Raw genomic sequence first — 12,370 nt, 5'->3', positions numbered from 1 at the left:
TCAGCTCTCGACGTCGTCCAGGGCGTAGCGGAGGTAGCGGGCGGCGGAGCGCTGGACGATGCCGTGCGCGTCGGTGGGGATCACCGCATCCCACCAGGCCCCGTAGAGCGCGTCGAAGCGGTAGGGCTCGAGCAGCTGCGCGGCGCGGCGGACGACGCTGGGGCGTTCCGGGATCAGGTTCGGGTAGCTGTACATGAAGGCCACGTGCGTGCGATCGGGGATGACCTGCACGATGTCGCCGGTGAACAGCGCCCCGTCGCCGCGGTCCCAGTGCAGCACCGTGCCGCCTGCGAAGTGCACACCGAGGTTGATCAGCGTCAGGCCGGGCGCGAGCTCGCTGGTCGTGCCCTCCCACAGCCGGATCGAGGGGTCCGGGCGGCCGATCCACTGCTGGTCGTTGGCGTGCAGGTGCACCGGTACGTCGAAGGCGCGGGCCCACTCCACCATCGTGGTGTAGTAGTGCGGGTGGCTGATCGCGATGCCGATCAGGCCGCCGAGATCGTTGATGGTGCTGATGATTTCATCATCCAAATAGGACACGCAGTCCCAGAGCACGTTGCCTGCGTCGGTGCGCAGCAGCAGCGCGCGCTGGCCGATGGCGAACCGCGGCTCGCAGCCGATCCCGAGCACCTCGCCCTGTTCGCGGATCAGCGCGGTGCGCTCGTCGGAGCGCACGCTCGCGAGGTCCGTCCACTGCTGACCGCCCGGCGGCACGTACTGGCGCTCGTCCTCGCAAACCGGGCAGTCCGGCCGCGGTCGGGCGTACTGCATGCCGCAGGTGGCGCAGATCGGCATCATCGAGGCGGTCATGGTCGTTCGCGGTCCCTTCGTCCCACGCGCGCGGGCACTGCGCGGCGTCCACATTACCGCGCAGCGCCCGCCGCCCGACCCTGAAAAGCACCCGTCAGCGGCCCTTCAGCGAGCGGTCAGCGAGCGGTCAGCGAGCGGTCAGCGAGCGGTCAGCGCCGTTGCCCAAGCTCTTACCCGTCAAGCACGAAAGCCGGGCTAGGAGCATGGTGGTGATCGACGCCGCCGGTCGCGCGCAGGTGCCGCCGACAGCTGGAAATCGCGCGCAGATCCCGCGAGCGCATTCCACGGTGGATTCTCATAGCAAGTGGATTCTCCTAGCACGCGATTTCGCGACCAGCACGTTGGCTTCCGCCGCAGAGTTGCGGTAAGCCTGAACCGGCCGCCTCGGCACGACACCTGAATACGTAGCGCAACCAAAGGGGCTACAGATCGTGCTGAGGACGAAAGTCCCCTGTTGAGACCACCCTTTAACTCTAAAGTTGCAAGTGCAACACCACGCAGAGCAGTCGGTGACACGGCTGTTCGGGTCAACCGATTCCGGCTGAGTGCACATTCCCGACCATCCCGGGCTGACGCTTTTCGGAACGACACCGGCGTTGTTGGTTGCAAAGCAACATCCGAAGGTCCAACGAAAATCGTTGAACCCTTCTGAAAAGATGAGGGATCACGATGAAGATCAGCACGATTTTCAGCTCCCGCGGCGGCGGCTGGGGCGGCCGCGGCGGAGGCTGGGGCGCGGCTGGGGCGGCTGGGGCTGGGGCGGCTGGGGTTGGGGCGGCTGGGGCTGCTGATCGCGCCCTGACACCACCAATCTCATCCGACTAGCAAGAGCTTTCAGCCCGCAAACCGGCCTTTATCAACCGCGGAGCTTCCGCCTGCCCGCAGGCGGAAGCTCCCCTGCAAGACGGTGAAGTCCGCAACGCGGAGGTGCCGATCATGGATTCCGATACCACTCGGACGACCCTTGAATGGGAGCCCCCGAAGTTCGAGGAAGTCCACTGGGAAGCCCCGGACTTCGAAGAACTCGCGTGCGCGTCCGAAGTGACGATGTACGTCTCGCGGATGGAGGACTAGCGGCGGTCGGGAGCACCGACAGCGCTCGCACATGGGCGCCGGTCGCGGAGGCCGGCGCCCATGTCGCGAGAACTCCGGCCCGGCCTTGCCGATATCCAGCGAGCACCGAACACCAGCAATGGCCCCTGCGTCGACGAGCAGACCACCTCGAGAAACCTGCTCGCTGACGCAGGTCCGCAGACCGAGCTTTCCGGACCGAGTGAACTGAGACGGCGATGAGCACAGCACTACAACCATCGAGCCAGCCAAAATTGGCCTCGCACGTGCGCTTGGGCTTCGACCGGGCGCGGAAGCAGTACATGCTGCAGGTGCCCGAAGCTGCGACGGTGCTGAACCTGACCGGCGCGACCACCCTGCACCTGTGCGACGGACGGCGCACGGTCGCCGAGATCGTGGAGAAGCTGCGCGACCGCTACGACCACGTGGCCGACGACGACGTGGCGAACTTCCTCGCCCGCCTCGTCGCCAAGCGGTGGGTGGAACTCGACGGTGACTGATCCGTCCGGGCCGCGGGCCCATGCGCGTGCCCGCTGCCCCTGCTGCCCCAACCCGCTCAACCCGGCCTACTGAACAACAGGTCCTGCCCTCACACCGTCGGGAAGCTGCGGGAGGACATCTGTGCCAGCGGCAGAACCGGGCCGGATCACGGTGCGGGAGTTGCTCGGGCGGCCCATCTACCGGAGGTGGTGGGGCGCTGCGGTGATCTCGCGCGCCGGGGACATCCTGGCCGGGGTGACGCTGCTCCTGCTGGTCCTGGACCGCACGGGCTCGGGTCTGGGCGTGGCGGGAGTGGTGATCGCCGACGTCGTGCCAGTGCTGCTGTTCGCGCCCGTGGCCGGCGTCGTGGTCGATCGCCTGCCCCGACGCCGCATCATGATCGCAGCCGACCTCGTCCGCATGACCCTCGCCGCGTTGCTGCCTCTGGTCGGTACTCACCTGGGAGCGGTCTATGCGATCGCGTTCGCGCTCTCGGCTGCCACGGTGTTCTTCAACCCCGCAGCCAACAGCCTGCTACCGGCACTGGTCGGCGAACGCGAACTCGTTGCCGCCAACTCCGGCATCTGGACCACTGCGATCGTCGCCCAGATAGCGCTCGCACCGCTGGCCGGCGCACTCGCCGCCGTGGCCGGTTACGCCGCCGCGTTCTGGGTCAACGCCGCATCGTTCGCCATCAGCGCCATGCTGCTCACCGGCTTGGCGGTTCCCGGTCACCGCGTCGGCACAACCTCGCAGGGCTGGGCGCGCGACGCCCTCGACGGCGTGCGGCTGCTCGTCGCCGACCGGCTGATGCGGTCACTGGCCACGGCGCAGTTGCTTGCCGCATTGTCGGCCGGAGCGACCAGCGCCCTGCTCGTCGTCCTGATCCGGGAACGGCTCGGTCTGGGACCGCAGGGTTTCGGCTGGCTCTTGGCCTCTATCGCCGTCGGTGCCCTCGCCGGCCCCGCCCTGCTGACGCGGATCATGCGCGGCCCGGTCCGGCCGGGCATCGTCTTCGGTGCATACGGCGTTCGCGGCTTGGTCGACGTGCTGCTGGCCCTGACGACGTGGCCCCTGTTGGCGGCTGCGGCGCTGCTGTTCTACGGCCTGAGCACATCGGCTGGCACCATAACCTTCACCAGCCTGGTGCAAACCCACACCGGCGAGGCAGCGCGAGGTCGCGTCTTCGCCGGATTCGACGCGCTGTTCCAAACAGGCAGGTTGGTCAGCCTCCTCATGGGCGGCGTGCTCGCCGACTGGCTCGGCATCACCGCCGTCTACTTCCTCGGGGCCGCGCTGCTGCTCACGGCAGCAGCGAGCGGGTTCAGCCCCAGGCGGTCCTCGCAGGCGACGTGATCCCGCGCCGGCGTCTCGCCATCCAGCGCAACAGGGTCCCTTGCATCAAAATTGCGATGTACATTGTCGCACGTTGATGAGGGGAACCTGGCTAGCTCCGGACCGTGCCGCTGGGCCGCCCACGACCTGCGGCAGTGTCTCGACACCAAGCTCTTCACTCGCGTTCACCAATGCTTGCCGGGCGGTTCGTTGCTCTTCGTGCCCCTTGCCGGTTGTGTGGTGCGTGAACGGCTGCCTCCCGGTCGGTGGTGGCGGAGCTTCCGACTAGGCGGATTCGAGGTTTCTGCTGCAATGGTCGCCAGCGACGTGTCCGAGTCGAATCCCCAACCGATGCTGGCCGGGCGCAGACCGCTGGCCCCGCACCTGTCGGTCTACGCGTTCATCCTCGTGCCGTTCCTTGCCTTGGTCGCGGCTGTGCCGCTGATGTGGGGGTGGGGCTTGCGCTGGTGGGATGCGCTGCTCGCCGCCGGCTGGTACGTGTTCACCATCCTCGGCGTGACGGTCGGCTACCACCGCTACTTCACGCACGGCGCGTTCCGCTCCAAGCGCTGGATGCGCATCGCGCTCGCCGTCGCGGGCAGCATGGCGGTCCAGGGACCGATCCTGCATTGGGTCGCAGATCATCGCAGGCACCACGCGTTCGCCGACCGGGAGGGCGATCCGCACTCGCCGTGGGCGTTCGGCACGTCTCCCGTCGCGTTGGCGCGGGGGTTCTGGCACGCGCACATGGGCTGGATCTTCGACCGGGATCTGACGAACCAGAAGCGGTTCGCGCCCGATCTGCTGGCCGACCCCGACATCCGGCTGGTGCACCGGTTGTTCGGGCCGCTGACCGTGGCCACGTTCGCGCTGCCCGCGTTGTGCGGCGGCTTGATCACCGGCACCTGGTGGGGTGCCGCGACGTCCTTCTTCTGGGCCGGGTTGGTCCGCGTCGCCTTCCTGCACCACGTGACCTGGTCGGTGAACTCGATCTGCCACATGTTCGGGGAGCGCCCGTTCCGCAGCCGCGACAAAGCGGCCAACTTCTGGCCGCTCGCCCTGCTGAGCATGGGCGAGTCGTGGCACAACCTGCACCACGCCGACCCGACCTGCGCTCGGCACGGCGTCCGACCTGGCCAGATCGACATCTCCGCGTGGCTGATCCGGATCTTCGAGAAGCTCGGTTGGGTCACCCACGTCCGTTGGCCAACGGCCCGGCGCCTCGCCCGGTTGTCCGTCGACGACTGCCGCGCACCTGGTCGACGCCTTACACGGGGGTCGGGCAGCTAAATCGGGTACTTCAGCGGTACCACGCTTTCCTGCGCCACCGGGCAGCGAAGCCTCCGAACAGGGCTTCCCCGCTCCGCAACCGCTGGAGTCGTCACTCAGCCGAGGAGGCATCTCCCATGCCCGAGCACGAACATCCGCTGGAAGCGCTGCACCGCGGGCGGGACGCTGTGGCGGAGTCCGCGAGCCTGCAGGCCAGGACCCCGCAGCCGTCCTTGAACGAACTCCACGCCTTCGGCTCGGCGATCGTGGGTACGCTCGCCGAGCTCAGCCAACTGAGCTCCGTGCTGGCCGAACAGGTGGGGCGCTTCGACGAACAGGATTTGGAGCGGGCCAAGACCAGCGATCACCCCGGCGACGAGCTCAGGCTCGCCGGAACCCACCTGGCCAGGCTCAGCCACGAGTTGGCCCTGGCCGTCACTGACGCCACCCGGTACTGGACCGCGATTGAAAGCGTCGACCTGCACACCTCGGGCGACCTCAGAGCACGACGCCAACCCGAGGCGTAGCGATCGAGGCACCGCGACACGGACCGCTTTTGCAGCCTGGAGCCTTGCCCCGAATACTGACCTGGGGGAGTACTTCGACAGGCTCGACCGGTCAACACGGACACCCCACGGTGTCCCCGGTAGGCCGCCCGCACGGCAGGGCGAAGGAGACCCGAACGCCACGCGCTGTTCGGGAGCCGTCATGCCCAGCTATACGGTCACCACCCCGCCCTCGGAGCCGTTGATCGGTTCTGCCTGGATCTGGATGGCCAGCATCGCCTTCCTGCTCGGTTTGCTGGCCCTTGATTTCGTCATCACCCGCCGCCCTCACGAGGTCGGGCTCCGCGAGGCCGTGGGCTGGTCGGTGTTCTACCTCGCGCTGCCCCTGGTCTTCACCCTGGTCCTGTGGGCCGCGTTCGGCGGGACCTCGGCGCTGGAGTTCTTCACCGGGTTCGTCGTGGAGAAATCCCTGTCCGTGGACAACTTGTTCGTGTTCATGCTGCTGCTGGCGGGCTTCGCCGTACCCGACGAACTGCAGCAACGCGTCCTGCTCTACGGCATCGTCGGCGCGCTGGTGCTGCGCGGGATCTTCATCGCACTCGGCGCCGCCCTGCTCCAGGCGGGAGCCTGGGCTTTCCTGGTGTTCGGCGCGATCCTGTTCGCCACCGCGATCAAGGTCCTCCACGAGGCCCTGACGGGATCCGCCTTCGACCGCGACGTCTCGCAACTGCGATCGGTGCGGCTCCTGCGCAGGCTGATGCCCGTCACCGACGACTACCGAGGACCTCGCCTCGCGGTGCGCGAGGGCGGGCGGCGCGCCCTGACCCCGCTGGCCGTCGTGGTGGTCGCGGTGTTCGCCACCGACGTCGTGTTCGCCGTCGATTCGGTGCCCGCCGTCTACGGCATCACCGGCGACCCCTACCTGGTGTTCACCACCAACGCCTTCGCCCTGCTCGGACTGCGCGCCCTGTATTTCGTGCTGCGCACCGCGTTGGCCAAGATCACCCACCTCGACCACGGATTGGCGATCATCCTCGGCTTCATCGGCGTGAAGCTGGTGCTGCACTGGGCCCACGGAATCTGGCCGGCCGTGCCTGAGATCCCCACCCCCATGTCGCTGGCGGTGATCGTGCTCGTCCTCGCGGCCGTCACCCTGACGAGCCTGGTCGCTCGCCGCCGCGAAGAAGCCACGCCCGAGAACTGAAGCATCGCGCCCCCACCCCGGCTGGGCCGCGGTGGCGGGCTCGCCCTGACCCAGGTGGGGCGCACCGGATCTCTCGGCCGGCTCGTCCGCGAACTCGAAGGCGTGGGCGATGTGGTGGGCTGCGACGACGATCCGCCTTGCCCGCTGCGGTCGGCATGCCGGCTGCGCACGGTGCTGCGCAACGCTCAGGACGCCTTCTACGCCGCACTCGACCCGATCACCATCGAGGACCTGGTAGCCGCCCCCACCGGCCCGGCCCTGCTGAGCCTGTCCCCGGCGGCCGACATCCACTACGAGGTCTTCGGCCCCGATCTGTGGCTCGGCCAGGACTGAGCGCACTGGCACCCCGGGCGGCCCGCCAGCTCAGGCCGCCGTCAGAAGGCGAGTTGACGTACCGTGCTGGTCAGCGAGATCGACCAACGCGAACAGCTGCCCTTCACTTCCGGGGACGGGACACCAAGAGCCCGACGACGATCCCGACGACCAGCATCACGGCCAGCGCCGTCCACATCGGCATCGTGATCAACGGCACGAAGATCCTGATCTCGACGGTTTGCCGGTTCTCGAGCACGAGCACCACTGCCGCCACGACAAGCACCAAACTCGTTATGGTGCGGGGGGACGCCCAATGATGCGTCCTGTCCGGTGAACGCTGGCTCCGCTGACTGCTGCTCATGGCTAACTCCGGCTACGCGGGTGCTGGACCCGCCTGCGCTGCGGGTGCCGCTGCTGCATGCGGCCGCACTCGAACTGCGCGGACAGCGGCGACAACCCCGTACACCACCAGCCAGATGCCGAGGATGTAGGTCAGGGTCACCAGCCCGAGACCGGGGTAGGCCAGCAAGGCGATACCGGCGAGCACGCTGAGCAGCCCGGACGCGATCGCCCATCCCCTCGCCGGAAGGCCCGCAGCGACGATGGCGTGCAAGGTTTCGACAACACCACTGATAGTCCAGTACAGACCCAGCGCAAGCGGGAACAGCGCGACGGAGGCAACAGGCGACCTCAGCACGACCACCCCGGCGATGATGGCCAGCACGGCAAGCAGGACCAGGGAGAAGCGATTCTCCAGGTGCGCGCTAACCGCCTCGACGAACCAGAAGATCCCGCCGACCAACAACTGCACTCCGACGATGATCGCCAAAGCGACGATCGCCGGTCCCGGCCACACCAGGACTAGAATTCCGGCGATCGCGGTCAGGACCCCGAAGGTCAGCAGCCAACCCCAGCAAAGCGACGATCGCCGGCAGCCGTAGCGGGCTGCTCGTGGGCATTCGGCATGACCACCTCACAAGAGGCTCGGCGGGTTCGGCCTCCTCAGCTTGCGCGGCCCCACGATGCCTCCCCAGGGTCCAACGGCCTCAGCCTTCGGCGCGCCCACCGGGCCTCCCAGACGGGGCATCGCCGCTAGCATGACCGGGACAGCACCCGAGCCGTCTCGGTCCGCAGCTCATCGACCTGGTACGAGCCGGGGAAATCCAACCAGGGAATGTTCATGTGCCGCAGCATCAAGACGCTCCGCCCGCCCTACGCCGATGACGTCACCGACGGTGACATCCGGGCGGCCGCATTGCAGTACGTCCGCAAGATCTCGGGGTTCCGCGCGCCCGCCGCGCACAACGCGCCCGCTTTCGAGCAGGCGGTGGACGAGATCGAGAAGGCCACGGCCACCCTGCTGGCGTCGCTGGAGGTCCGTGGCTCTCGGTAACTTCGCCGCATGAGCACCGTCTTCGCTGGGCATCACCCGGCAGGGCGTGCCCGACCTCGTCAACCGCGACAAGCTCGCGCCACCCGGACGGCGGGGTCAGGCGGCAACGCGCCGCAGAATCGGGTGCGGCAACCGACACCGGGAGTTGATTGGGCTTGCAGACCGCGATGGTCGCGCTGAACGACATCCAGACGCACTACTGCACGAACGGTTGCGGCCCGGCCGTAGTGTTCGTGCACGGTCTGGCCGAAGACCACCGCAGTTGGCGGCGCCAGCAGGACGAGTTCACCGACCACCACACTTACGCCTACGACCTGCGCGGGCACGGTGCCAGCACGCTCGGCGGCGCCGACGGAACCTTGGCCCAGCTGCGCGACGACCTGATCGCTTTCCTCACAGAGGTCTCCGGTCCTGCGGTGTGCGTGGGCTTCTCGCTGGGTGGCACGGTGGTGCTCTCCGCCGCCGCACAGCGCCCGGACCTGGTCACCGGCATCGCCGTGCTCGGCACATCCTCGGTGGTGGGCCGGGCGGCCGCCGAGTTCCACCAACGGCGAGCCGAACAGGTCGGAGACGCCGCGGCGGTGCTCGATGGGCTGCGAGAAGACACCGCCGCGATGCTCGCAAGCTCCACAGTGGACGTCGATGATCTGGTGGCGCGGCGCGCGGAGTCCATCGGCGACGGCCGCGGCTACGCGAACGCGGCGACCGCGATGGCCGGCCTCCACGGAAACCCGCTGACCCCGGAACTGGCCGCGATCAAGTGCCCGGTGACGGTGATCGGCGGCGAGAACGACGTGCTCTGCCCCCGGAAGGCGGCCGACATCCTCCTCGAAGCCCTCCCCCGGGCCACGTACCGGGAGATCCCCGGAGCAGGCCACCTGATGAACGGCGACAACCCGGACGCGACCACCGCGGCACTGCGCGACGCACTGAGCCAGCGCTAGTTCCGCGCCGTCGACACCACTGGGCCGCCCCGCGATCACCGGGTCGCCGGGGAAGTCGACCCCCGGCGAGGAGAACCCGGCCATCTCCGCGATGGAACCGAAGGCGATCAGCTCGCCCGGGCCGAATCGAAGCCGCCCTCGACAGCTAAGTGCGCCTACTTCAGGTGGACGGGCAGGGATTCCAGACCGTAGACGATCGAAGCCTTCCGGAAGGCCAGCTCCTCGGGGGCAATCGCCAAGCGCATGTCCGGGAAACGCCGCACCAGGGCGGGATAGGCCTCGCGGAGCTCCAACCGGCCGAGCTCTGCGCCAACGCAGCGGTGGATGCCGTAGCCGAAGGCCAGGTGCGAGGTGGCACGACGCGTGGGATCGAGCCGCTCGAGGTCCGACCCGAGCTCGTCATCCCGGTTCGCGCCGGCCAGCGAGCACACCACGACGTCGCCGCGCGAGATCTTCACCCCGCCGATCTCCACGTCCTCTCGTGCGAAGCGCGGGAAAGCGACCTGGACGACGGTGAGGTGGCGCAGCAGTTCCTCGACGAAACCGGCGACGGCGGCATCGTCATCGCGGACCATCGCCAAGTGGTCCGGGTTCTGCAGCATGACCAGAGCTCCCAGCGAGAGCATGCTGGCCGTGGTCTCGAACCCGCCGGTGAGCACGCCGTCCGCGAGCTCCGCCAGCTCACGATCGGTGACGTCCTCGCCGTGCTCCTTGATGAGGGCGCCCAGCAGTCCGTCGCCCGGGCTCTCGCGCTGCTCCTTGACCACCCGGTGCAGGTACTCCAACGACTGCGACATCGCGCCGAGTGACGCGGCGACGCCGTCGAACAGGTCGAACCGCGCCACGCTCAGCTGCTGGAACTCCGCGCGGTCCACGTGCGGCACACCGAGCAGTTCGCAGATCACCAGCGACGGGATCGGCATCGCGAACTCCCGCACCAGGTCGACCGGCCCGTCCGCCGCTTCCATCGAGTCCAGCCGCTCGCCGACGATCGCCTGGATCTCCGGCCGCAACCGCTCCAACCGGCGCATCGTGAACTCCGGCGTCAGCATGCGGCGTAACCGGGTGTGGTCCGGCGGATCGGTGAAGCCGAGGCCACCGGGGTTGTCCTCCGCCCGGACGCCCGCGTTGCCGACGAGGTGCTTGAAGTCGTTGCTGAACGTGCCGACGTCCCCGAGCACCATCTTGGCCTCCCGATAGCCGGTGACCAGCCAGACGTTCAGCCCGAACGGCACCGGGAGCTTGGCGACCGGCTCCTGCTGGCGCTTGAGGCCGAGTTCCGGCACCGGGTCCAGGCCGGTCCGGCGCAACGGCATCAACGCCGCGTCCGGCAACAACGCCAGCGCCCCGGTCCCTTTCCCGCGCAGGCGCGCGAGATACCGACGCACGAACCAGGACGAGATCCGAGATCGAAGACTTCCCACCGAGCTAACCCCTCGTACGGCATGTTCCGCCAACAAGACTTCGATTCATCCAAGCGGATGCGGATCCCAGGGATTCACTCGGCCCATGCGTGCGCCACCAGCCACGAGCACCCGACACCACCGTCCACATCGGATGGTCGGATCGGAGGCTCGTGGTCCCTCAGCGGGCCAGCTGAGTCTGCAGCTGATCTGCCGACGCCGCCAACGAGCCGACGGCGACGAGCAGCGCGGCAGCGGCTCGGATCTTGCGACGCAATCCAACCTCCCCAATTCCGTAAGGCTAGGCTAACCTAGCATTCGACCTCGGGAGGTTTCGGATGACAGGTACGCGGACCGCGCAGGTGATCGAGCAGAAGCCCGTTTACCGGATGTTCCCGGTCGAGGTCGCGCGGGTGCAGCGGCTCGGCCCGAGCTTCGTCCGGATCAGCTTCAGCGCGCAATGCCTGCGCACCTTCGGCGCGGGCGGGCACGACCAGCGGATCAAGCTGGTGCTGCCGCAGCCCGGCCGCAACCTCGCGGACTTCCCGGAAGGGCCCGACTGGTACCAGCGGTGGCTGGGGCTGCCCGACGAGATCCGCCCCAACCTGCGCACCTACACGGTTCGCGCCTACCGCTGCGAGCCCGCCGAACTCGACGTCGACTTCGTGCTGCACGGCGGCCCCGGCCACGGCGGCCCGGCCTCGAACTGGGCGGCGACCGCGCAACCCGGCGACGAGATCGGACTGCTCGGCCCCGACCGGCCGGGCACCGGCCGCATGTGGGGTTGCGAATGGGCGCCGCCCGCGACGGCTAGCCCCGTCATCCGCACATGGGCATAGGTGAGTTGATCGGCCGGGCCTGTGTCTTCCCGTTCAAGGGCTCTGACAGGGTGTTCGGTCGTGGATCAACGTGAACGGCGACGGGCCCGGTACGTCGGTGCGAGCATCGAGAAGCAGCTGGGCGCGTTGCCCGTGATCGCTGATTACTGTCACCGTCTGGACCTGGCCGACATTATCGATCGGGCCTGCCCGATACGGGATCTTGCCCATCTGACCCACGGGCAGGTGATCGAAGCACTGGTCGCCAACCGGTTGACCTCACCGGCACCGCTGGTCCGGGTGACCGAGTGGGCACGCGAACACGCAGTGGAAGAAGTCTTCGGCGCTGACCCCGAACTGCTCAACGACGACCGGATCGGCCGCGCGCTGGACGCGATCGCTCCCGAGCTCGACCGGATCGTGGGATCCGTTGGAGCGCAAGCGATCTCCGTGTTCGGTTTGGACACTTCCCGGCTTCATTGGGACATGACGTCGATCTCGCTGTACGGGGCCTACGAGCAGATCGACGCCGACCACCCGGCGCCGAAGTTCGGGCATCCCAAAGACCGCCGCCTCGACCTGAAACAGATCCAGGCCGGGCTGGCGGCCACCGGCGACGGCGGCGTGCCGGTCTTCCACCGAGCCTACGACGGCGGAGCCGGGGAAGTGGCCCAGGTAGTGGGCGCTATGACCGAACTGCAAAAAATGGCCAAGCCCCAGGAGTTCCTGCTGATCGGGGACTCTAAACTGGTGTCCTACACCAATGTCTCGGCGATGATCGATGCCGGTGTCGGGTTCATCGCCCCCGCCTCGAAGGCGTAC

At 68.2% G+C, this 12,370-nt stretch carries 15 protein-coding genes; 11 read left to right on the top strand and 4 right to left on the bottom strand.

Annotated elements, in window-relative coordinates; translation table 11 throughout:
* Window positions 1–810 carry an MBL fold metallo-hydrolase gene (locus tag SSPN_RS0105295; RefSeq protein WP_010692753.1) on the bottom strand — a complete coding sequence of 270 codons (810 nt, stop codon included), beginning with the start codon at window positions 808–810 and terminating at the stop codon, window positions 1–3.
* 936 nt (window positions 811–1,746) lie between these two features.
* Here SSPN_RS0105295 and pqqA point away from each other — a divergent pair.
* From pqqA to SSPN_RS42555, 7 genes are all read left to right on the top strand, one after another.
* The gene (gene pqqA / locus SSPN_RS49900) at window positions 1,747–1,884 is read left to right on the top strand and encodes a pyrroloquinoline quinone precursor peptide PqqA (protein WP_010692751.1); all 138 of its coding nucleotides are present in this window, start codon (window positions 1,747–1,749) and stop codon (window positions 1,882–1,884) included.
* A 215-nt stretch (window positions 1,885–2,099) separates the two neighbouring features.
* Window positions 2,100–2,381 carry a pyrroloquinoline quinone biosynthesis peptide chaperone PqqD gene (gene pqqD / locus SSPN_RS0105285; protein ID WP_029534993.1) on the top strand — a complete coding sequence of 94 codons (282 nt, stop codon included), beginning with the start codon at window positions 2,100–2,102 and terminating at the stop codon, window positions 2,379–2,381.
* Window positions 2,382–2,502: 121 nt separating this feature from the next.
* Window positions 2,503–3,717, top strand: coding sequence for an MFS transporter (locus SSPN_RS0105280; RefSeq protein ID WP_010692749.1), 1,215 nt, complete (start codon window positions 2,503–2,505; stop codon window positions 3,715–3,717).
* Between the two features lie 291 nt (window positions 3,718–4,008).
* A complete protein-coding gene (locus SSPN_RS0105275; protein WP_010692748.1) occupies window positions 4,009–4,986 on the top strand; it encodes an acyl-CoA desaturase in 978 nt (325 codons plus the stop codon).
* A gap of 116 nt (window positions 4,987–5,102) precedes the next feature.
* On the top strand, window positions 5,103–5,492 hold the full coding sequence (locus tag SSPN_RS0105270) for a hypothetical protein (RefSeq protein ID WP_010692747.1): 390 nt from the start codon (window positions 5,103–5,105) through the stop codon (window positions 5,490–5,492).
* Window positions 5,493–5,673: 181 nt separating this feature from the next.
* Window positions 5,674–6,675, top strand: coding sequence for a TerC/Alx family metal homeostasis membrane protein (locus SSPN_RS0105265; protein ID WP_044572592.1), 1,002 nt, complete (start codon window positions 5,674–5,676; stop codon window positions 6,673–6,675).
* 3 nt (window positions 6,676–6,678) lie between these two features.
* Entirely contained in the window at window positions 6,679–7,008 is a 330-nt protein-coding gene (locus tag SSPN_RS42555; protein WP_337466340.1) for an RrF2 family transcriptional regulator, read from the top strand.
* 103 nt (window positions 7,009–7,111) lie between these two features.
* Here the strand turns inward: SSPN_RS42555 and SSPN_RS59305 are convergent, their stop codons facing one another.
* Both SSPN_RS59305 and SSPN_RS42545 read right to left on the bottom strand, forming a co-directional pair.
* On the bottom strand, window positions 7,112–7,264 hold the full coding sequence (locus SSPN_RS59305; RefSeq protein ID WP_010692744.1) for a lipopolysaccharide assembly protein LapA domain-containing protein: 153 nt from the start codon (window positions 7,262–7,264) through the stop codon (window positions 7,112–7,114).
* Window positions 7,265–7,363: 99 nt separating this feature from the next.
* The gene (locus SSPN_RS42545; RefSeq protein ID WP_272941749.1) at window positions 7,364–7,876 is read right to left on the bottom strand and encodes an HdeD family acid-resistance protein; all 513 of its coding nucleotides are present in this window, start codon (window positions 7,874–7,876) and stop codon (window positions 7,364–7,366) included.
* Window positions 7,877–8,170: 294 nt separating this feature from the next.
* Between SSPN_RS42545 and SSPN_RS0105245 the strand changes: the two genes are divergently transcribed.
* The gene (locus SSPN_RS0105245; RefSeq protein WP_029534991.1) at window positions 8,171–8,383 is read left to right on the top strand and encodes a DUF2277 domain-containing protein; all 213 of its coding nucleotides are present in this window, start codon (window positions 8,171–8,173) and stop codon (window positions 8,381–8,383) included.
* A 155-nt stretch (window positions 8,384–8,538) separates the two neighbouring features.
* Entirely contained in the window at window positions 8,539–9,327 is a 789-nt protein-coding gene (locus SSPN_RS42540) for an alpha/beta fold hydrolase (protein ID WP_202798794.1), read from the top strand.
* 155 nt (window positions 9,328–9,482) lie between these two features.
* On the opposite strand, the gene SSPN_RS0105235 is transcribed toward SSPN_RS42540, so the two are convergent.
* Entirely contained in the window at window positions 9,483–10,751 is a 1,269-nt protein-coding gene (locus SSPN_RS0105235; protein WP_029534990.1) for a cytochrome P450, read from the bottom strand.
* Window positions 10,752–11,068: 317 nt separating this feature from the next.
* Here SSPN_RS0105235 and SSPN_RS42535 point away from each other — a divergent pair, with 317 nt between their 5' ends.
* On the top strand, window positions 11,069–11,569 hold the full coding sequence (locus SSPN_RS42535) for a siderophore-interacting protein (protein WP_010692738.1): 501 nt from the start codon (window positions 11,069–11,071) through the stop codon (window positions 11,567–11,569).
* A gap of 60 nt (window positions 11,570–11,629) precedes the next feature.
* The coding region (locus tag SSPN_RS0105220) for an IS1634 family transposase (protein ID WP_010310098.1) at window positions 11,630–12,370 on the top strand (741 nt) is incomplete at its 3' end.

Origin of the sequence: Saccharopolyspora spinosa NRRL 18395 (assembly GCF_000194155.1) — a bacterium.
GTDB lineage: Bacteria > Actinomycetota > Actinomycetes > Mycobacteriales > Pseudonocardiaceae > Saccharopolyspora > Saccharopolyspora spinosa.
Note: the sequence above shows the minus strand (reverse complement) of the source record. Positions and strands in the feature narration are given on the sequence as shown.